The organism is Kribbella polygonati, assembly GCF_050320105.1.
GTDB lineage: Bacteria > Actinomycetota > Actinomycetes > Propionibacteriales > Kribbellaceae > Kribbella.
The window spans coordinates 1,453,614-1,473,031 of the sequence record NZ_CP190129.1; the positions used below are offsets into that span (position 1 = coordinate 1,453,614).

At 70.3% G+C, this 19,418-nt stretch carries 18 protein-coding genes; 8 read left to right on the forward strand and 10 right to left on the reverse strand.

Annotation, left to right across the window (positions count from 1 at the left end):
• Positions 1-69 precede the first annotated feature (69 nt).
• Positions 70-495: a DoxX family protein gene (locus tag ACQHIV_RS06870; protein WP_427892609.1), complete on the forward strand. Its 426-nt coding sequence runs from the start codon at positions 70-72 to the stop codon at positions 493-495.
• Here ACQHIV_RS06870 and ACQHIV_RS06875 read toward each other — a convergent pair.
• Genes ACQHIV_RS06875 through ACQHIV_RS06885 form a run of 3 tightly spaced genes read right to left on the reverse strand, consistent with a single transcriptional unit; the run spans position 421 to position 3,560 of the window.
• Positions 421-1,254, reverse strand: a complete 834-nt coding sequence (locus ACQHIV_RS06875) for a carbohydrate ABC transporter permease (protein ID WP_427892610.1) — start codon at positions 1,252-1,254, stop codon at positions 421-423. The two genes, ACQHIV_RS06870 and ACQHIV_RS06875, sit on opposite strands and share 75 nt — an antisense overlap.
• Before the next feature lie 3 nt (positions 1,255-1,257).
• Positions 1,258-2,193 (reverse strand): carbohydrate ABC transporter permease, encoded by a 936-nt coding sequence (locus ACQHIV_RS06880; RefSeq protein ID WP_427892611.1) that lies wholly within the window; start codon positions 2,191-2,193, stop codon positions 1,258-1,260.
• Complete coding sequence (locus tag ACQHIV_RS06885; protein ID WP_427892612.1) at positions 2,190-3,560, reverse strand: extracellular solute-binding protein; 1,371 nt, start codon at positions 3,558-3,560, stop codon at positions 2,190-2,192. Before ACQHIV_RS06885 ends, ACQHIV_RS06880 begins: the two co-directional genes overlap by 4 nt.
• Before the next feature lie 259 nt (positions 3,561-3,819).
• Here ACQHIV_RS06885 and ACQHIV_RS06890 point away from each other — a divergent pair, with 259 nt between their 5' ends.
• A complete protein-coding gene (locus ACQHIV_RS06890; RefSeq protein ID WP_427892613.1) occupies positions 3,820-6,177 on the forward strand; it encodes a glycoside hydrolase family 3 N-terminal domain-containing protein in 2,358 nt (785 codons plus the stop codon).
• A 4-nt stretch (positions 6,178-6,181) separates the two neighbouring features.
• A complete protein-coding gene (locus ACQHIV_RS06895; RefSeq protein ID WP_427892614.1) occupies positions 6,182-7,234 on the forward strand; it encodes a LacI family DNA-binding transcriptional regulator in 1,053 nt (350 codons plus the stop codon).
• On the opposite strand, the gene ACQHIV_RS06900 is transcribed toward ACQHIV_RS06895, so the two are convergent.
• Genes ACQHIV_RS06900 through ACQHIV_RS06910 form a run of 3 tightly spaced genes read right to left on the reverse strand, consistent with a single transcriptional unit; the run spans position 7,235 to position 9,862 of the window.
• Positions 7,235-7,900 (reverse strand): hypothetical protein, encoded by a 666-nt coding sequence (locus tag ACQHIV_RS06900; RefSeq protein WP_427892615.1) that lies wholly within the window; start codon positions 7,898-7,900, stop codon positions 7,235-7,237.
• Complete coding sequence (locus ACQHIV_RS06905; protein WP_427892616.1) at positions 7,897-8,706, reverse strand: ATP-binding cassette domain-containing protein; 810 nt, start codon at positions 8,704-8,706, stop codon at positions 7,897-7,899. The genes ACQHIV_RS06900 and ACQHIV_RS06905 overlap by 4 nt, the downstream gene beginning before the upstream one ends.
• The gene (locus ACQHIV_RS06910; protein ID WP_427892617.1) at positions 8,618-9,862 is read right to left on the reverse strand and encodes an MFS transporter; all 1,245 of its coding nucleotides are present in this window, start codon (positions 9,860-9,862) and stop codon (positions 8,618-8,620) included. Before ACQHIV_RS06910 ends, ACQHIV_RS06905 begins: the two co-directional genes overlap by 89 nt.
• 59 nt (positions 9,863-9,921) lie before the next feature.
• Between ACQHIV_RS06910 and ACQHIV_RS06915 the strand changes: the two genes are divergently transcribed.
• The gene (locus ACQHIV_RS06915) at positions 9,922-10,893 is read left to right on the forward strand and encodes an ArsR/SmtB family transcription factor (protein WP_427892618.1); all 972 of its coding nucleotides are present in this window, start codon (positions 9,922-9,924) and stop codon (positions 10,891-10,893) included.
• Between the two features lie 19 nt (positions 10,894-10,912).
• Here ACQHIV_RS06915 and ACQHIV_RS06920 read toward each other — a convergent pair whose 3' ends face one another.
• Positions 10,913-13,663, reverse strand: a complete 2,751-nt coding sequence (locus tag ACQHIV_RS06920; RefSeq protein ID WP_427892619.1) for a beta-glucosidase family protein — start codon at positions 13,661-13,663, stop codon at positions 10,913-10,915.
• 46 nt (positions 13,664-13,709) lie between these two features.
• On the opposite strand from ACQHIV_RS06920, the gene ACQHIV_RS06925 reads away from it, so the two are divergent.
• From ACQHIV_RS06925 to ACQHIV_RS06940, 4 genes are all read left to right on the forward strand, one after another.
• Positions 13,710-14,294, forward strand: a complete 585-nt coding sequence (locus ACQHIV_RS06925; RefSeq protein ID WP_427892620.1) for a TetR/AcrR family transcriptional regulator — start codon at positions 13,710-13,712, stop codon at positions 14,292-14,294.
• A 771-nt stretch (positions 14,295-15,065) separates the two neighbouring features.
• Positions 15,066-15,620, forward strand: a complete 555-nt coding sequence (locus ACQHIV_RS06930; RefSeq protein WP_427892621.1) for a CPBP family intramembrane glutamic endopeptidase — start codon at positions 15,066-15,068, stop codon at positions 15,618-15,620.
• Between the two features lie 53 nt (positions 15,621-15,673).
• The gene (locus ACQHIV_RS06935) at positions 15,674-15,994 is read left to right on the forward strand and encodes a hypothetical protein (protein WP_427892622.1); all 321 of its coding nucleotides are present in this window, start codon (positions 15,674-15,676) and stop codon (positions 15,992-15,994) included.
• Positions 15,995-16,035: 41 nt separating this feature from the next.
• Positions 16,036-16,557 carry a GNAT family N-acetyltransferase gene (locus ACQHIV_RS06940; protein WP_427892623.1) on the forward strand — a complete coding sequence of 174 codons (522 nt, stop codon included), beginning with the start codon at positions 16,036-16,038 and terminating at the stop codon, positions 16,555-16,557.
• Positions 16,558-16,738: 181 nt separating this feature from the next.
• Here ACQHIV_RS06940 and ACQHIV_RS06945 read toward each other — a convergent pair whose 3' ends face one another.
• The 3 genes from ACQHIV_RS06945 to ACQHIV_RS06955 are packed head-to-tail and all read right to left on the reverse strand — an operon-like array spanning position 16,739 to position 19,409.
• Entirely contained in the window at positions 16,739-17,470 is a 732-nt protein-coding gene (locus ACQHIV_RS06945) for an amidohydrolase family protein (protein WP_427892624.1), read from the reverse strand.
• A complete protein-coding gene (locus ACQHIV_RS06950) occupies positions 17,464-18,192 on the reverse strand; it encodes a hypothetical protein (RefSeq protein ID WP_427892625.1) in 729 nt (242 codons plus the stop codon). Before ACQHIV_RS06950 ends, ACQHIV_RS06945 begins: the two co-directional genes overlap by 7 nt.
• On the reverse strand, positions 18,189-19,409 hold the full coding sequence (locus ACQHIV_RS06955) for a DegT/DnrJ/EryC1/StrS family aminotransferase (protein WP_427892626.1): 1,221 nt from the start codon (positions 19,407-19,409) through the stop codon (positions 18,189-18,191). The genes ACQHIV_RS06950 and ACQHIV_RS06955 overlap by 4 nt, the downstream gene beginning before the upstream one ends.
• Positions 19,410-19,418 lie beyond the last annotated feature (9 nt).

Below are 19,418 nucleotides of genomic sequence, written 5' to 3' on the forward strand. Positions count from 1 at the left end.
ACCTCCATCGAAACGCTATCGTACCGTTAGCGGAAGAGTACGGAACCGTTTCGATAGCCGGTGAGTCGGATGCGAAGAGCCTACTGGACCACGACCGCGATCGTCGTGGGGGAGTGTGCCGTCGGCGGCACGATGGACCTGTTCGAGCTGGCGCCGTTCTACCCGATGCTGATCGACCTCGGGTACCCGAGCTACCTGTCGCCGATCCTCGGCGGCGCCAAGCTCGCCGCGGCGGTGGTGATCGCCGTACCGGGGCTGCCACGGCTGAAGGAGTGGGCGTACGCCGGGGTGCTGATCAACATGCTCGGCGCGGCCGCCTCGAACGGGGCCGCACACAAGTACTCCGGGATGGTCGCCCCCGCCGCATTCGCCGTACTGGCGCTCGCGTCGTGGGCGACCAGACCCCGGAGCAGGAAGCTGCTAGCGGGAGAACCCGGCCGTCAGGCCGCTGAGCAGTTGCCGGCGGCTCACGGCGTACAGGATCACGATCGGTAGCGTGGTGAGGACGACGGAGGCGAGCACCGCCGGGACGTTCACGCTGTACTGACCCTGGAACGTCCACAGCGCCAGCGGAAGCGTGCGCTTGTCGGGGCTCTGGGTGAGGATCAGCGGGAGCAGGAACCCGTTCCAGACGCCGAGACCGTTGTAGATGCTGACGGTCACGAGCGCGGGCCGGGTGAGCGGCAGCGCGAGCTTGCGCATCATGCCCCACTCGGTCGCGCCGTCCACCCGCATCGACTCGAAGAGCTCCTTCGGTACGTCGCGGATGAAGTTCGCGAGCACCAGCACCGACAGCGGGATCGCGAACGCGATCGACGGCAGGATCAGCGCCAGCAGGCTGTCGTACAGGTGCATCCGGATGATCAGCAGGTACACCGGGATGATCGTCGCCTGCAACGGGATCGCCAGCCCCATCAGGAACAGGCCGTTGACCCCGGCAAGGAACTTGCTGCCGGCACCGCGGATGATCGCGTACGCCGCCATGAACGAGATCGCGACCGCCGGGATGATCGTGCCCACGGTGACGATCACGCTGTTCAGGAAGTACCGCGGGAAGTCGGACTGGATGACCAGCTGGTAGTTGTTCGCGGTCGGCGCGGACGGCAGCGCGAACGGGTTCTGGCTGAAGTACGCGCTCTGGTCCTTGAAGCTGGTGACGACGATCCAGTACAGCGGGATCAGTACGATCGCCAGCCAGATCCAGCCGGCCAGGCCGCCGAACCAGTTCAGCTGCGTGAGCTTGCGAGCCTGCATCGGTCACGCACCTTCCTGCTGGCTGGCCGTCGTACTGCCGCCGAGGCGCCGCAGGATCAGCGCGAGCGCGAGGCCGAGCAGCACGATCATGGCGGCGATCACGCTCGCCGGACCCATCTGGTTGGACATGAAACCGCGCTTGTACATGTCGAGCGCGAGCACCCGGGTGGCGTCACCCGGTCCGCCGGCGGTGAGCACGAAGATCAGGTCGAAGAACGTCAGCGACCCGACCACCATCAGCGTCGACGACGTGATGATCGTGTACTTCAGCTGCGGCACGGTGATGCTGAAGAACTGCCGGACCCGGCCGGCGCCGTCGATCGACGCGGCCTCGTACATCGTGGTCGGGATCTGCCGGACGCCGCCCTGGTAGATCAGCGAGTGGAACGGGATGAACTGCCAGGACACGATGAAGATCACCACGCCGATCGCCAGGTTGCTGCTGCCGAGCCAGTCCTGGGTGAGGAACCCGAGCTTCAGGCCGGGTCCGAGCCCGAAGTTCGGGTCGAGCAGCGCCTTGTAGGTGATCGCGATCGCGGCTGAGCTGAGCAGCAGCGGGATGAAGTACAGCACCGCGAGGAACGCCCGGTACCGCTGCCGGCCGGCCAGGAACGTGCCGAGCAGCAGACTCATCGGCGTCTGCACGGCCCACGAGAGGATCATGATCTCGAAGGTCACCAGGATGCTGTGCGGCAACTGCGAGTCGGTCAGCACGGTCTTCCAGTTGGAGAACCCGGCGGCGTGGATCGCGCCGAGCCCGTCCCACTGGGTGAAGCTCAGGACGAGTACGCCGACCAGCGGGACGACGCCGAACACGATGAAGAGCAGGAGCGCGGGCAGCACCATCCAGGCGACCGGACCGCTCCGCCCGACGCCGGACGACGGACGCTGTTGTTGAGTTGTTGTCGCCGGCGCGACAGGCGGAGCGGTCGTTGTCACTGGCCGATCACCGCGTTCATGTTCGTCGCGAACTGCTGCGGGGAGATGGACAGCTGGAACAGCTTGGCGATGTTGTCGAGGAGGGTCTCGGCCTGGGTCGGGCTGAGCGCCTGGTCCCAGGACTGCGCGAAGTTCTTCGCCCCCGACGCGGTGTCGTAGATGAAGTTCAGCCACGCGTTGTCGTTCTTGTCCGTGATCGAGGACAGTTTGTCCTTCGCGCTCTTCACGACCGGGATGTTGCCCGACTTCACCCAGGCGTCGATCGTGGCGTCGTCGAGGGTGTTGTTCGCGATGAACTTCTTCGCGGTCGCCTTCTCGGCGTCGCTGGCCTTGGACGAGATCGACATGTACTGACCGGGGTTGCCGACCGTGTCGCTCGGGTCGCCCTTGCCGCCGTCGACCGGCGGGAAGTTCATGTAGCCCAGGTGCCCGCCGGTCACGAAGTCGCCGCCGGAGGCCTTCATGCCGCCGTAGGTCCAGGCGCCGTGCAGCATCATCGCGGCCTTGCCGGTGTAGAGCAGCGCCTGGTCGGCGTTCGAGTCGGCGGTGATCGACGAGAAGCCCTTGATGAAGCCGTTCGCCTTGATCAGCTTCTGCATCTCCTCGAGCGCCTTGATCGCCGACGGGTCGGACCAGCCGTCCTTCTTGCCGTCGAAGATGTTCTGGAAGACCTCGCTGCCGCCGATCCGGTCGAACAGGAACTCCAGCCACATCATGTTGGTCCAGCGCGACTGGCCACCGAGCGAGAACGGCGCGATGCCCTTGTCGTTGAACTTCGGCACCAGGTGCAGGATGTCGCCCCAGGACTGCGGGGGCTGCGCGCCGATCTTCTCGAACGCGCGCTTGTCGTAGAACAGCACGATCGGCGTGACGGTCTCGCCCGGAATCGCGTAGAGCTTGCCGTTCACCGTGGCGGCGGTGAAGGCGGACGGGAAGATCTCGCTCTTGAGGGCGGACTGCTCGGTGTTGAACCAGTCGGTCAGGTCCTCGACCTGGCCGGCTTCGACGTACGCCTTCAGGCCGCCGCCGCCCCAGCCCCAGATCAGCGTCGGGCCCTGGCCCGCACCGATGGCGGTCTTGATCTTCTGCTTGAACGCGTCGTTCGCGAATTCGGTGGTCTTGAGCTTGGTGCTCGGGTTCGCGTCGTTGAACCGCTTGACCTGCGCCTCACGGATGGCCTGCTGCGGCTGGCCGGTGAGGAACCAGTACGTCGCGCCGCTGCCGGCTCCGCCGCCACCACCGGCGCCGGTGGTGGAGCCTGGGGTACTGCTCGGGCCGGAGCTGCCGCAGGCTGCGAGGCCGGCTGCCAGCGCGCCACCGCCGACCAGGCCTAGGAAAGTGCGCCGGGATGTCGTGTTGGGATCCACTGTGATCTCCGTACTCCGTGCTGCCCCCACAGGTTGCGGAAGCACCTGCCGATATGACTTGTTTTCGAAACATAGATTTCGGGGATTGGGCTGTCAAGACTTGAACTAAGGACTTTTCGGGGTCACAGTGAGGTCACGCAATCGCCTGGTCATACAGGAGATTCACAGCACTGAGCGACTGTCGCAGGGATGCTGGGCGATCTTCGAAAAGTTTTCGATAATTGCTCACCGAAACGAATGTTGATCAAGGGAGATTTTCTTGTCCATCTCGACCGAGCGGCCCTGGTCCGACCCGTCGCTGCCGGCCGCCGAGCGGGCCGGACTGCTGCTGGCGGCGATGACGCTGGAGGAGAAGGTCGCGCAGCTCGGCAGTCGCTGGGCCGGCAACGACATGGCCGACCAGGAGCTCCCCGAGGACGAGACGATCAACGTCGCCCCGATGGAGGACGTGTTCGCCACCGGCGGTTCGCTGTCGCTGGAGGACGCGAGCCGGAACGGTCTCGGGCACCTCACCCGGGTCTGGGGCAGCTACCCGCAGTCGGTCGAGCAGGGCGTCGCGGAGGTGATCCGCCAGCACGAGGTGGTGCTGAAGGGATCCCGGCTCGGCGTACCGGCGATCGTCCACGAGGAGTGCCTGACCGGGTTCACGACGTACGGCGCGACCGTCTACCCGGCATCGATCGCGTGGGGGGCGACGTTCGACCCGGGGCTGGTCGAGCGGATGGCGGCCGCGATCGGGCGGGACATGGCCGCGGCCGGCGTGCACCAGGGGTTGTCGCCGGTGCTCGACGTCGTCCGCGACTACCGGTGGGGCCGGGTCGAGGAGACGATGGGCGAAGACCCTTATCTGGTGGCGATTCTGGGGTCGGCGTACGTGCGTGGCCTGCAGAGTGCGGGCGTGCTCGCGACACTGAAACACTTCGCCGGGTACTCCGCCTCGCGGGCCGGCCGGAACCACGGGCCGGTGTCGATGGGCCGCCGTGAGCTGCTGGACATCATCCTGCCGACGTTCGAGACCGCGATCGCGACGGCCGGCGCCGGGTCGGTGATGAGTTCGTACGCCGACCTCGACGGCCTGCCCGCGGGCGCGGACCCGTGGCTGTTCAGCGACGTACTGCGGGACGACTGGGGCTTCGAGGGCACGGTCGTCTCGGACTACTGGGCGGTCCCGTTCCTGGCGTCGATGCACCACGTCGCGGCCGACGACGCCGACGCGGGCGCGCTCGCGCTGACCGCCGGTACGGACGTCGAACTGCCGGACACGATCGGGTACGCCGGGCTCGTGGCCAAGGTCCGCGCCGGCGAGATCCCCGAGGACTTGATCGACCGAGCAGCCCGACGAGTCCTGCAGCAAAAGGCCGAGCTAGGCCTCCTCGACTCCGACTGGACCCCGCAATCCTCGGTGAGTGACAAGCCCGTCGACCTGAACTCGGAACAGAACAGGGCCGTCGGGGCCGAGCTGGCCGAGAAGTCGATCGTCCTCCTCGACGCGGGCACCGCACTCCCGCTCACCAACCTTACGAAGGTGGCTGTCGTCGGTCCGTGCGCCGACGATCCGCGGACGCTGATGGGTTGCTACGCGTTCCCCAACCACGTCCTTCCGCGCTACCCCGAGCGTGGGCTGGGCATCACGATCCCGTCGCCGCTGGATGCCCTGCGCAACGAGTTGAGTGGGGTGGAGTACGCGCGGGGATGTGCTGTGACGGGGGACGATCGCTCCGGGTTCGAGCAGGCTGTGGCGTTGGCCCAGGACTGTGAGGTGGTGGTGGCGTTCGTTGGTGATCTGTCGGGGTTGTTTGGGCATGGGACCTCGGGGGAGGGGTGTGATGCGGAGGATCTGGGGCTGCCTGGTGTGCAGGGGGAGTTGGTTGACGCCTTGCTCGATACCGGGAAGCCGGTTGTTCTGGTGGTGGTGTCGGGGCGGCCTTACGCGCTGGGTGCGTACGCGGACCGGCTGGCCGGGTTGGTGCAGGCGTTCATCCCGGGGCAGGAAGGTGCTGCCGCGATTGCCGGTGTGTTGAGCGGGCGGATCGTGCCGAGCGGGAAGTTGCCGGTGCAGATCCCGCGGCACGTCGGTGGGCAGCCCGGTACGTACCTGCAGCCGGCCCTCGGAAGTGTCGAGAGCGCCGGGATCAGCGGGCTGGAGACGCGGCCGTTGTACCCGTTCGGGTACGGCGCGTCGTACACGAGCTTCGCGGTCGGCGACCTGCGGCTGAGCGCGTCCGAGATCGGCAGCGACGGCGAGTTCACCGCGACCGTGCGGGTCGAGAACACCGGCGATCGGGCCGGTGACGAGGTCGTGCAGCTGTACCTGCGGGACCTGGTCGCCCGGGTCGCGCGGCCGTTGAAGCTGCTGACCGGGTTCGCGCGGGTGTCGCTGGAGCCCGGGCAGGCGGCTGATGTCACGTTCCGCGTGCACGCCGATCGCACGGCGTACACGGGTCCGGATCTGCGCCGGATCGTCGAGCCCGGAGAGTTCGACGTGATGGTGGGCACGTCTGCCCTGGACCTGCCGTGTCGTGCGATGCTGCGAATGACTGGGGATGTGAGGGTGGTGGGGCACGACCGGGTCCTGACGACGCCGGTGACGATCAGCGCGGACCCAGGAGGAGGGTGACGACATGTCGCGGTTGAAGGGGCGCGTCACCCTGGCCACCGTGGCCGGGTCGGCCGGTGTCTCGATCGCCACGGTCTCCAAGGTGCTGAACGGCCGCAGCGACGTCTCGCCGGCCACCCGCGCCCGGGTCCAGGACGTGCTCGAGAAGCACGGGTACGTCGGACGCCGCCCGGAGCCGGTACGGCGCGACTCGGTCGAGCTGTTCTACCAGGGCGTCGTGAACGCGTACTCGGTCGAGGTGATCCAGGGCGTGGTCGAGGCGGGCCAGGCGGCCGGCGTCGACGTGGTGCTGAACTCCCGGCCGAAGCACCCGCCGTCGACGGGAGCCGCCCCGGGCCGGGCCGCGACCTGGATCCGGCAGCTGATCGCGAACGACCGCCGGGCCGCGATCGGCCTCACCAGCGAGCTGTCCGAGGCCGACCTGGCGGCGCTGTCCCGGGCCCGGGTGCCGATGGTGGTGATCGACCCGGCGAACACGCCGGAGCCGGACGTGACGAGTGTCGGCTCGACGAACTTCGCCGGCGGGATGGCCGCGGCCCAGCACCTGCTGTCGCTCGGCCACCGGCGGATCGCGTACATCGGCGGCCCGCCGACGTCGCGCTGCAACCAGGCCCGGATGAGCGGCTACCGGAACGCGATGGAGTCGGTCGGCGCCGGCGTCCCGCCGGAGTACATCTGGCTCAGCGACTTCCTGTACGACGACGGCGTGGCCGGCGGGTCCGCGATGCTCGACCTGCCGGACCGGCCGACCGCGATCTTCGCCGGCAGCGACGAGGTGGCGCTCGGCGTGCTGGAGGCGGCCCGGGCCCGCGGCCTGCGGGTGCCGGAGGACCTGAGCCTGGTCGGCTTCGACGACACCGAGGTCGCCCGGCTCGCGTCGCCGCCGCTGACCACGGTCCGGCAGCCGCTGCGTGAGATGGGCGCGGTCGCACTCCGGACCGCGCTGCAGCTCGCCGCGGGGGAGCCGGTCGCCTCGCACCACGTCGAGCTCGCGACCTCGCTGATCGTCCGCGGCTCGGCCGCCCAGCACGGCCTGTCGTCGGTCGCGGCCTCCTGACTACTCCCTCCGGTCCGAGACGGTCCGCACCATCAGCACGACCGCGACCAGGACGACCAGGCACAGGACAGCGAGCAGCGTCGTCGGTACGGCGTTCGTGGCCGCGGACTTCTCGTCGGACAGCACCTTCATCAGCGCGCTGACCGGCGAGATCCGGCGCACCAGCATCAGCAGGATCAGCGTCGCCGCGGCCAGCGTCGCGATCCCGATCCGGCGGATCAGCAGCCGCGAGCACAGCACGCCGATCGCGATCCCGATCATCGCGGACGCGAGCATCGCGAGCGCCCCGACGAGTACGTCGCCGGCCGTCGCGTGGTGATCGCCGGTGACCAGCGGGCAGATCAGCCCGAACAGCAGCAGCGGCACGCACCACGTGACCACCACCGCGATCGTGACCGCGAGGACGTGCAGCGAGTTGCCGACCGTGACCAGCGTGATCTGCCGTTGCGTCGGATCCTCGTGGTTGACGATCGCGACCGCCAGCCAGGTCGAGCAGACGAGCATCACCAGCACGCCGAACGCGTACGACGACTGCAGCGGCCCGTTGTCGGACGCCGTACCGACCGCGAGCGCGCCGAAGAAGATCAGCATCGGCGGGAGGTAGCGCTGGGAGAGCAGGACGCTGTGCATGAGGTACCGGTACAGGGCCCTCGTCTGGGCCGTCATCGCAGCCGCCGTACGGTCGCGACCGACCAGCCGTGGTTCAGCGCGGTCAGCAGCGCCGCGTCGTGTCGGCCCGTCGGCAGCGTCAGCGTGACGTGCCCGTTCTGCCGCCGTACGTCGAGGACGTCGGGGTGCTGTGTCCAGTCGATCTCCGCGCCCGGAACCAGCGAGACCTCGGTCAGGCTGAGCTGTTGTTCCGTCGTCGCGAGCCGGCCGTGCTTGATCTCGCAGACGCGGGTGGCGGTCGTACGGACGGTTTCGGCGGAGTGCTCGGTGAAGGCAACGGCCGCGCCTTGCTCGGCGCTCTCGGTCAGCAGTTCGCGCAGGGTGGTGTGTGCGGTGGCGTCGAGGCCGGACCACGGCTCGTCGAGCACGAGGAGCTGCGGTGGTTCGAGCAGGGCCTGGGCGAGGGCGACCTTCTGCGCGTTGCCCTTCGACAGCTTGCGCATCGGGGTGTCCGCGCCGCCGGACAACGCGAGCCGCTCCAGCAGTTCGTGCGAGCGCTCGCGGGCAGTCCGCGCGCTGAGCCCGCGGATCCGACCGACGTGCATCAGGTACGTCGCAGCCGACAGCCGATCGTGGGACGCGAACACGTCCGGCACGTAGCCGACCACGCGGGCGTCCCGCTCGACCGAGCCGGCCGACGGGTGCGACAGCCCGACCAGCAACCGCAGTACGGTCGACTTCCCCGAGCCGTTGGCGCCGATCAGCGCGACGAGTTCACCCGCGTTCAGGTGCAGGTCGACGCCGGTCAGGATCTCCCGCCGACCGTACCGTTTGGAGACCTCCCGCAGCCGCACCACTTCCATGCAGCGAGCTTAGAGGGCGGGTCAGGGCAACCGAGACCAGCAGCGAGGCCGCGGCGCAGAGAGTCATGGCCGGGGCGGGCGAGGTCAGGTCGGCGAGGGCGCCGGCGAGGATCGCGACCACGCCGAACGTCGTCATCCGCAGCGCCGACTCCAGCCCGAGGACCTGCCCGCGGAGCGCCGCAGGAGTGAGGTCGACGAGCAGCTCCTGCTGGGCGAGCGAGGCGGAGTACCCGCTGCTGCCGATCGCGACCAGCACACAGAGCACCGCGATCGGCAGGTCGAACGCGAACCCGAGGAACGGTACGGCGAGCACGAGCCGCAGCACCCGCGCCGCGATCCGGCGGCCGTTCCGGGTCAGGAACCGCCCGACGACGAGGTCACCCGTCATCATCCCGGCCGCCCCGGCCGCGAGCAGCCAGCCCGCGCGCGAACCGGCGTACGGCACGAACAACGCCTCGCACCCGACGATCAGGCCGTTCGGGATCGCCAGCGCGACGAACAACGGGCGGGTACGCCGGTCCGCGAGCAGTGTGCGGTTGCCCCGCCAGGTCTCCGCGAGGCCGGTCCGCGCGACCCGCCGCGGCGGGCGGTCCCGGAGCCCGAACCGGTTCACCGGTACGGCGACCGCCGAGAACCCGACGGCGATCCAAAGGACGGTCGACGGGCTGAGCGTCTGCAGCAGAAGGCCGGCGATCCCGAAGCCCGCGATCTGCATCGCGCCGACCGACAGGTTGATCGCCGACCGGCCGAGCACGAAGTGCCGCACGTCGACCACCTCGCTGAGCAGACCCCAACGCGCGCCGGAGCCGATCGACAGCCCGTACGCCAGCGCGAGCGCCAGCACCAGCCGGGCGCCGGGCGGCAGGTCGAACCCGGCCTGCGCCGCGACCTCGACGGTCGCCAGCAGCGCCAGCAGCGTGAGCACCTGCCGCGGCCGCGCCGTGTCCGCCGCGGACATCAGCGTCGAGAGCCCGAGCACCTGCGCGAGCGACGGACCGAACATGATCATCGCGGACAGCAGTGCCGACCCGGTCGCGGTGTCGACCATCAGCGCGAGCGTCAGGCTCGTCATCGTCGCGGACGCGTTGCTCAGCGCGCTGCCGATCCACAGGTTCCGGAACTCGGTGTTGGCGAAGATCGCCCGGTAGGTGCCCATGGAGTGCAGGATCGACGGCCCGCCGTTCGCCGCCTACAGTTTCGGGTGGAGGCGAAACGTTGTCCGAATTCCTGGTCGATGCCGACACGCTCGTGAACGCGCGGTTCGGTACGTCGCAGCTCACCGAGACGGTGGCCGCGCTGAAGCTGCTGCGTACTCCGGTCGAGCCGTGGTTCCGGCCGTGGAAGGACGCGCACGTGACGGCGTACCGGGCTGCGCTCGCCGCTCACCCGTTGTGGGCCGCGTTGCTCGACAGTGCGTTCGGGGTGAGCTGGGCCGCGGACTTCCTGACCGTGCCGCCGCTCGAGCCGGACCTCACCCTGGAGGCGGAGCTCGCGTACCTGACGTCGCTCGACGACGACCGCATCCGCGCGGACCTCAGCGTCGTACGGACGCCGTTGCCCGCGATCATCCGGGAAACGTCCGGGTTGTCCGAGGCGGCGGCAGAGCTGTTGCGATGGGTGTGGACGGAGACGGTCGAGCCCGACTGGCCGCGGCGGTTGCGGGTGCTGCAGGCCGACGTCATGTCCCGTACGGCGCGGCTCAGCGAGCAGGGGTGGTCCGGCGTACTGCGGGGGCTCGGCCCGGACGTGCGGTGGCTCGGTGACGGGCGGATCCAGGTGAACCGGTGGGACTACCCGCCGACGGACGTGCGCGGGCAGGACCTGATGTTCATCGCGGCGCACACGCAGCGCGTCAACGTCAGCTGGCGGCTACCGGACCGGTTCGCGTTGACATACCCGGTGACCGGGATCTTCGCGCCGACCGGAACGCCGGACGAGCCGCTGGTGCAGCTGCTCGGCCGCAACCGCGCGCTGATTCTCGCCGAGGCGGCCGCGCCGGTGAGTACGACGTTGCTCGCGGCAACGACCGGGCTGTCGCTCGCGACCGTCTCCGACCACCTGCGGGTGCTCACCGACGCGGGTCTGCTGGAACGCCGGCGGTCCGGGCGGTCGGTGCTGTACTGGCAGTCCGATACCGGCCGCCGCGTCGTACGACGGCCGGCATCGAACCCTCCCGAGCCCCGTTGAAGCTCGTGCAGCCGGGCAGCTAACGGACCTGAAGCTCCGTGGAGAGCGGCAGGTCCGAAACCGACGAGCCGGCTCGGATCGTGAAAGCACCTGGCTCGGTCGTCCAACCGTTGTGCCAGTGCTCGAACGTGTGGTTGTGCAGGTTGACCGTGATCTCCCGCGCTTGCCCGGCGTCCAGCCGTACCACGGCGAATCCGGCGAGCCAGCGCACCGGGCGGTCGACCGTGCTGTCCGGGCGCTCGACGTACACCTGGACCACGTGCTTGCCGGCGCGGTCGCCCGTGTTGCGGACCGTCAGCGCGACCGACGACGGGTCGTTGGCGCGCAGGTCGGACAGCTCCCACGTCGTGTACCCGAGCCCGTGGCCGAACTCGTACGCCGGCGTCGTACCTGCCTTGAGCCAGGCGCGATACCCGATGTGGATGCCCTCGTCGTACCGGACGACGCCGTTGTCCGGCGTGACGTTGATGACCGGTACGTCGGACTCCGCGCGCGGCCAGGTGGTGGGGAGGCGGCCGCCCGGCTCGGTCCGGCCGAGTAGGACGTCGGCGAGCGCGTCGCCGTACTCCTGACCGCCGAAGTACGTCGCCAGCACCGCGGCGACGTCGTCCCGCCAGGGGAGGAGGACGGGGGAGCCCGCGTTGACGACCACGACCGTACGGGGGTTCGCCGCCGCGACGGCGCGGACCAGGTCGTCCTGGCGGCCGGGCAGCGCGAGGCTGGTGCGGTCGTACCCCTCGGACTCGACCTTCGAGTTGGTGCCGACGACAACGAGCGCGACGTCGGCGTCCCGGGCCGCGGCGACTGCCTCGTCGATCAGCGCCTGCGGGTCGTCGTTGGCCGGCTCGACGCCGACCGTGACGCTCAGGGCGTTGCTCAGGCCGCCTTCCACCTTGGGCAGGTCCAGCTCGACGCGTACGTCGACCGGCGTACCGGCGGTGACGTCGAGCGGGGCGGAGATCGAGGGCGGGGAGAGCAGCGCGGCGCCGAGGTCGGTGCCGACCGGTACGGCGGTGTCCGCGCGGAGGAGCTTGCCGTCGGCAAAGATCCGCCCGTGGCCGACCGACGCGAAGCCGAGGTTGACCGGTCCGGACTCCGTCGGCGTCCAGGTGGTGCGGAACTCGAAGACCGCGGTGTCGCCGATCGGGGCGTTGCCGCCGAGGTACACGAGCGCGCTGGAGAACCGATCCTCGGCGAACAACTCCGCACCGTCCGCCGCCAGGAACCGCACCCGCGCACCCGGCCCACCGGTCTGCGGATTGGCCATCGCACCGAGCGGCAACTCCCCGACACCTTCCTGCACAACCGCACCGATCGAGTAGCTGACCTCCGCACCCGGCAACGCCGCCCGAAGCCCCTCCAGCGGCGAAACAACCCGCGCCGGAATCACCGTCGCACTACCACCACCTTGCGTCCGAGCATCCCGACCGTTATGCCCAACCACCGCCACCTTCCGAAGCCCATCCGCCCGCCAAGGCAACTCACCCCGCCAGCCCTTCGCCGACTCGCCCAACCCTCCGTCCAGCTCACCGTGCCCGGCCCTCGCCGGATCGCCCGACCCCGCGTCCAGCTCACCGTGCCCGGCCCTCGCTGGATCGCCCGACCCCGCGTCCAGCTCACCGTGCCCGGCCCTCGCTGGATCGCCCGACCCCGCGCCCAACTCACTCTGCCCGGCCCTCGCCGGATCGCCCGACCCCTCGTCCAGCGCACCGTGCCCGGCCCTCGCCGGCCCACCCGACCCCTCGCCCAGCTCACCCTGCCCGGCCTCCGCCGGATCGCCCGACCCCCGGCCTAGCTCGCCTCGAGCGGCACCTGCTTGCTTGTCGGTGGGGTGGTTGGACAGCAGGACGGTGCCTTCGGTTGCTGCGATTCGGGCGAAAGCTGGTCCGTCGACCTGCGGTACGTCGGCCGGCTTGGCGGTGCCTTCGAGCGCCCCCACCCGAGCCGCAAGAGCAAGGATGCGACGTACCTTGCGGTCGATCGCGTCTTCCTTGACCTCACCCGAGCGAACCGCCGCCACCAGAGCGTCGCCCCAGGCGCCGATCGGCCCGGGCATCGCCAGGTCCTGGGAGTGCTTCGCGCTCTCGACGCTACGGACAGCGGTCCAGTCGCTCACGACCACGCCGTCGAATCCCCAGTCGGTGTTCAGCGGCGTCTCGAGCAGGTCGTTCTCGGACGCGGTCGCGCCGTTGATCGAGTTGTACGCGCTCATCACCAGCCACGCCTTCGACTCCGTGACCGCCTTCTCGAACGCGAGCAGGTACACCTCGCGGAGCGTGCGCTCGTCGACCTCGACGTTCGCGGTGAAGCGGTCGGTCTCGAAGTCGTTCGCGACGTAGTGCTTCGGGGTGGCGCCGACGCCGAGCTCCTGCACGCCGGCGACATACGCGGCGGCGAGGTCCGCGGTCAGCACCGGGTCCTCGCTGAACGCCTCGAAGTGCCGGCCGCCGAGCGGGGAGCGGTGCAGGTTGATGGTCGGGCCGAGTACGACGTCGACGTTCTTCCGGCGGGCCTCGAGCGCCGACACCACGCCGTACCGGTGGGCGATCCCGACGTCCCACGAGGAGGAGAGCGCGGTGGCGGACGGGAGGTTCAGCGACGGGTCGCGCTCGTCCCACACCGGGCCGCGGACGCCGCTCGGGCCGTCGGACAGCACCATCGAGCGGAGGCCGATCGACGGTAGCGCGTGGGTGGACCAGAAGTCCTGGCCGGTGAGGATCCGGACCTTCTCCTCCAGGGAGAGCCGGCCGAGCAGGTCGTCGACGTTCATGGCGACGATGCTACGACCGAAAACCGAGTGATGCTAGGTTTTGGGTATGGCTAGTTCCCGGGGTCCGTACGCGAAGGGCGTCGCGAAGCGCGCCGAGATCCTGCGCGCGGCGCTCGAGGTGATCGCGCGGCACGGCTACCGGAGGACGTCGACCCGGGAACTGGCGGCGGCGGCCGGGCTGAGCGAGGCGGGGATGCTGCACTACTTCGGGTCGAAGGAGAAACTCTTCGAGGAGGTACTGCGGGCCCGTGACGAGGCGGACGCCGCCCGGTTCGCGGACGAGGACCCGATCGACGGGCTGCAGGCGGTCATCCGGCACAACGGGACCGTGCCCGGTCTGGTGCAGCTGTACTCGACGTTCTCCGCGGAGGCAGGCGACCCCGAGCACACCTCTCACGAGTACTTCGTCGACCGCTACGCCACCATCCGCACCCGCCTCGCCGCCACCATCCGCACCCGCCAGTCCGAAGGCACCCTCACCCCCGACGCCGACCCCGGCACCATCGCCACCCTCCTGATAGCCCTCTCCGACGGCCTCCAGATCCAGTCCCAGTACGCCCTCACCACCAACCCCGCCGACGCCTACCACCACCTCCTGAACCTCCTGTCCGTCCCCCCGCGCAATAGTTGACCCATGACACCCCCCGCCGAAGACCCCACCCCACCGGCGGCCCCCACCACCCCAACCCCCACACCCACCCCCGCACCACCCTCACCTACGGCGCCCACCTCACCCGCAGCGCCCACCCCTCCCGCACCTACGGCACCCACCACGTCCACGGCGCGCGCGGCGTCGGCAACCAACCGCCCGGCAGACAAGTCGCCCGACGACGGCACGGTGCCTACGCCCGCGCCTGCGGCGCCCACCACGCCCGCGCCTGCGGCGCCAACCACGTCCACCGCGCCCGCGCCGGGCGCCGCGGAAGCGGCGTCCGCCGAAGATCGCACGGCGGATACGCCGTCCGACGGCGGCGCACCGTCCACCAAGACTGCGCCTGCGGCGCCCAGCGGCTCCTCCACCACTCCCGCGCGGGGGGCGTCGGTCGCTGGTCGTCGGGTGACGGACGCTGCGACAGGCGGGGGTGCGGCGGGTGCGGCCGACGCCGGGGACTCCGGGGTGGGGGCGGCCGAGGTCGGGGGGTCCGGGGTGGCGGGGGATGTCGCGGTCGCTGGGGATGGGGGGCCTGTCACCTCGGTGCCTGGGGGCGTCAGCCGGCGGGTGCTTGGGCGGGAGATTTGGTTGGTTTTGGCGCTTTCGCTCGGGGCGTCAGGGGTGGCGGCGGTTATTTCGTTTGCGGGGGTTTTGACTTCGGGGAAGCCGTTGGGAGGGCAGACGGCGGTGATTGTGGGGTCTCGGGCGCCGGGGCGGCCTTGGCTGGATCTTGCGTGGCAGGTGTTTGCGGTGGTGACCGCGCTGGTGCCGGTCGTGCTGGTGGGGCATCTGCTCGTGCGGGGGAAGGAGTCGCTCAGCACGATCGGGTTCGATCTGCGGGACCGCCGGCGGGACCTGGGCCGGGGTACGGCGATCGCGGCGGTGATCGGGGGAGCGGGGCTCCTGTTCTACATCGGTGCACACGCGGCCGGGGTGAACCTGACCGTCGACCCGTCGCAGCTCCCGGACTACTGGTGGCGGATCCCGATCCTGTTCGCCGTCTCCGCGCAGAACGCCGTACTCGAGGAAGTCATCGTGCTCGGCTACCTCAACCACCGCCTCGACCAGCTCGGCTGGTCCGTCCGCCGGGCGACCGCGACCAGTGCGCTGCTGCGTGGCTCGTACCACCTCTACCAGGGCCTCGGCGGCTTCGCCGGCAACGTGATCATGGGCGTGATCTTCACCTACCTGTACCGCCGCTGGGGCCGCGTGATGCCGCTCGTGGTCGCGCACACCCTGATCGACACCACCGCGCTGATCGGCGCGACGTACCTGCTCGGCAAGGTCTCCTGGCTCCCGAGCTGAACGTCTAAAGACTGACGCGTAACCGATCCACCCCCGGACGGGTTGTTGGAGACGTGACAAGCAACGGGGAAATCACGAGTCCGCCTGAAATCGATGCTGGGCTGGCCACCGCCGCGCTCGCGGTGTTCGCGCACCGGCACGAGGTCGTCCATCTGCTGTACGCCGCCACCGACGAGCCGGATGCGCTCACCCGGATCGGCGGCCTGCTGAAGGTCGACGAGGCGACCATCGCACGGGTGCTGGACCAGCCGCTGCGCTGGATGCTGCCGCAGTTCCGCGCCGAACTGGAGACGATCGCGGCGACGCCAGACTCCACGCCGGCGGCTCCGGACAGTACGCCGGCCGACCTGGAGAAGGCCGCGGCAGCCAAGTAATCCGCAGTACGACGCACCGCTCCATCGCCTAGGTTGGAGCGGTGTACACGCATGGGCGGGGCATCCTGGAGATCGCGGACGAACTGACAACGGCGTACGTCGAGGTGTTCACGGCGCCGCCGTTCGAGCACCGGGACCCGGAGGAGACCCGGACCGCGTTCCGGAAACGCCTCGACGGCGACGCGGAGCGGGACGGGTTCCAGGCGTGGATCGAACGCTCCGACGACGGGCGGATCGCCGGGTTCCTGACCGGGTGGACGACGCCGGCGCCGTTCCGGACGGACCGGTCGTACGGCAGCGTGCTCGACCGGATCGGCGCGGAGCAGGTGGACGAGCTGCTGATCGGCGCGTTCGAGGTCGACGAGCTCGGCGTACTCGCGCACGCCCGCGGCACCGGCCTGGCCCGCCGCCTGCTGGAGGCGGCGACGCAGGCCAACACCCGCGCCTGGCTCCTCGCCTGGAACCAGAACCACTACGCGATCGCCTTCTACCGCCACCTAGGCTGGCGCGAACCCGAGGTCCGCGGCCCGGAGACCGACATCCTCGTCTTCGTCACCCCCTGACGACACGACCGGACAACCCCTGACGTTGCCGGTTCTCCGTCGGTGTCACGAGGGGAGAACCGGCAACCCGAGGGGTTGTCCGCTCGCGTGCCCGGGGGCGGGCCGGGGCGGCCTGGGGCGGGCCGGGGCGGGGTGGGCCGGGGCCCGGGTGAGGCCCCGCGGGGGCCGGGGCGGGGTGGGGTCAGAGGGTGAAGAGGGATTGGGCGTTGCGGTGGGTGATGGCGGCGTGTTCGGCGGGGGTGAGGTTGGCTGCTTCCAAGGCGCCCAGGGCCACGGACGGGTCGATCAGCGTGGCGTCGGTGCCGAACATCATCCGGTCGGGGCCGATCCGGTCGAGGATCCAGCGGATCCGGTTCGCCTCCGGGGCGGACCAGCACGGTTCGAACCAGATCCGGTCGGACCGGTCGGCCGCCTCGGGGACCCGCGGCCAGCCGTTCGCGCCCATGTGCCCGGCGAGTACCCGCGCGCCGGGCACCCGCGCCGCGACGTCGGCGAGGTCCAGCACGGTGTCGCCCCAGGTGTGGACGAGCGTCGGCAGGCCGTACTCCGTGGTGAGCTCGATCGCGGCCCGCATCGGCGGCGTGCTGATCGGGGTCCGGCTGTACTCGCTGTGGATCTTCGCGCCGACCCACCGCGTCCGCCCGTCCCCGGCGAGCAGTTCGTCGAGGTCCTTGCGGGCCTCGTCGAGCCGGCGCGGGTCGACCACGATCATGCCGCGCAGCCGCGGGTCGGCCGGGAGCTGGGCGGCGAGCGACCGGTTGCCGAGCGGGGCGTCGTACACGATCGCCTCGATCGCGGAGACCAGCTGCAGGTCGATGCCGAACCGGTCCAGGCCGTCGAGGTTCACGTCGATGTTCGCGACGTCCATCGAGAAGAACCACGGGCCCCAGTGGGCGTGGACGTCGATCAGCATGCGGGCTCCAGGAGGGTCTCGAGGCTGCGGCTGCCGGCCTGCGCGATCTCGTCCGGGCTCAGTTTCGACGAGAGCAACCGGCGTACGACGGACCGCGTCTCGTGGAACGGCGTACGGGCGCCGAACACGAGCCGGTCCGCGCCGACCTCGGCGGCGACGATCTCGAGCGAGTCCGGCCCGGTCAGCATCCGGGTCGACGTGTGGAACCCGGGCTCCGACCGGGCCAGCAGCACGAAGTCGCCGAGGTAGTAGAAGTGCGTGTCGAGGAACACCACCCGCGCGCCGTGCCCGCGCAGCGCCGGCCCGACCTTCCGTACGTCGCCCTCGACGAAGATCGTCAGCCCCGCGCCGGCGAGCAACCGGACCACGTGCTCGAACGACGGATACCCGGGCTCGACGCTCTGCGCGGTCGGCGCCAGCCGGATCGCCCGCGGCGGCGCGTCGCTTGCGAGCAGCCGCTCGAGCTCCTTCTCGGCGCCGAGCGGATCGCGCAGGTCGAGCACCGGGCAGGCGGTCCACCCGTTGCCCGCGGCAACGTGCGCGGCCTCCGCGTTCCCGGACGGTACGTCGAAGTGCACCGCGCGCAGCGCGGCCACGACGCCGCCGGAGATCCCGCTGTCCGCGAGCACCTTCGCGATCGTCTCGGGTTGCCCCCAGCGCCCGGTCGTCACGTCGTGCCCGACCAGGATGTCGCAGTCGAGCAGCCGGGGCGTTTCACTCATTTGGGCTCCAGTGCGTTGTGGACCTTGCGGACGGCGGCCGCCATGTCGTCGACGTCGGCGTCGGTGTAGTTCTCGTTCCAGGGCAGGACCAGCAGGGTCCGGCCGATCAGCTCCTCGGCGTTCGGGCACAGACCGGCCGGGTACTCGACATCCTGCAACGGGAAGCCGGACGAGCCGTACGTGACCCGCTCGCGGACCGCGGGCGCGGCGTACAGCGGGCTGGTCAGGTAGCCGCCGTTCGCCGGTACGCCCTCGGCGGTCAGCGCGGCGGCCCATTCGCGCAGATCGCCGGCCGCGGGGGAGATGATCAGCGGGTACTGCCAGTAGACGTGGTCGCCGCCGTCGGGCGGTGCCGTGACGCCGGCGAGGTCCCCGATCGCCGCGGTCAGCCGGGCGGCCGCCGTACGGCGATCCTTGACGACCGCGCGGAGCTTGGTCAGCTGGGCGCGAGTCACCGACGCGACCAGCTCGGTCATCCGGTAGTTGAGCGCCAGGAACAGGTACGTGCGTTCGTCGGTGTCGCGCGGCCAGCCCTTGTCCGCGAACAGCCGCATCCGGCGCGCGTGCTGCGCGTTGTCGGTGACGGTCAGCCCGCCGTCGCCCGCGCTGATGTGCTTGGTCTGCTGGAGGCTGAAGCACCCGATGTGCCCGATCCGGCCGACGTACGTGTCGCCGACCGGCGCCAGGTACGCCTGCGCGCAGTCCTCGATCAGCAGGATCCCGTGCCGGTCGCACAGCGCGCGCAGCTCCCGCACCGCGGCCGGCTTGCCGAACAGGTGTACGACGATCACCGCCTTGGTCCGCGGCGTGATCGCGGCCTCGACGGTCTCCGGCGTGAGGTTCCCGGTGATCGGGTCGACGTCCGCGAACACCGGTACGGCGTTCTGCATCATGATCGGGAACACCGTGCCCATGTCGCTGATCGGCGTGGTGATGATCTCGTCGCCCGGGTCCGGGTTCACCGCCGCGACGGCCAGGTGCAGCGCCGCCGTACCCGAGCTGCAGGCGACCGCGTACCCGGCGCCGAGCAGCGAGGCGAACTCCATCTCCAGCGCCGGCACCTCGACGCCCCAGGTGGCCGACAGCATGCCGCTGCGCAGCACCCGCTCGACCGCCTTCACCTCGTCGTCGCCGAACCGCCGCCCGCTGGCGTCCATCGTCGACGGCAACGGCTCGGTGCGCACCGGCGTACCGCCGTCCTTGGCGAGCTTCTCCATGAAAGCGAA

Excerpts from the sequence above, each read along its gene's own strand:
- ACQHIV_RS06870 (WP_427892609.1), top strand. The coding sequence starts at position 70 with ATGCGAAGAGCCTACTGGACCACGACCGCGATCGTCGTGGGGGAGTGT.
- ACQHIV_RS06875 (WP_427892610.1), bottom strand. The coding sequence starts at position 1,254 with ATGCAGGCTCGCAAGCTCACGCAGCTGAACTGGTTCGGCGGCCTGGCC.
- ACQHIV_RS06895 (WP_427892614.1), top strand. The coding sequence starts at position 6,182 with ATGTCGCGGTTGAAGGGGCGCGTCACCCTGGCCACCGTGGCCGGGTCG.
- ACQHIV_RS06900 (WP_427892615.1), bottom strand. The coding sequence starts at position 7,900 with ATGACGGCCCAGACGAGGGCCCTGTACCGGTACCTCATGCACAGCGTC.
- ACQHIV_RS06905 (WP_427892616.1), bottom strand. The coding sequence starts at position 8,706 with ATGGAAGTGGTGCGGCTGCGGGAGGTCTCCAAACGGTACGGTCGGCGG.
- ACQHIV_RS06910 (WP_427892617.1), bottom strand. The coding sequence starts at position 9,862 with ATGGGCACCTACCGGGCGATCTTCGCCAACACCGAGTTCCGGAACCTG.
- ACQHIV_RS06920 (WP_427892619.1), bottom strand. The coding sequence starts at position 13,663 with ATGAACGTCGACGACCTGCTCGGCCGGCTCTCCCTGGAGGAGAAGGTC.
- ACQHIV_RS06925 (WP_427892620.1), top strand. The coding sequence starts at position 13,710 with ATGGCTAGTTCCCGGGGTCCGTACGCGAAGGGCGTCGCGAAGCGCGCC.
- ACQHIV_RS06945 (WP_427892624.1), bottom strand. The coding sequence starts at position 17,470 with ATGCTGATCGACGTCCACGCCCACTGGGGCCCGTGGTTCTTCTCGATG.
- ACQHIV_RS06950 (WP_427892625.1), bottom strand. The coding sequence starts at position 18,192 with ATGAGTGAAACGCCCCGGCTGCTCGACTGCGACATCCTGGTCGGGCAC.
- ACQHIV_RS06955 (WP_427892626.1), bottom strand. The coding sequence starts at position 19,409 with ATGGAGAAGCTCGCCAAGGACGGCGGTACGCCGGTGCGCACCGAGCCG.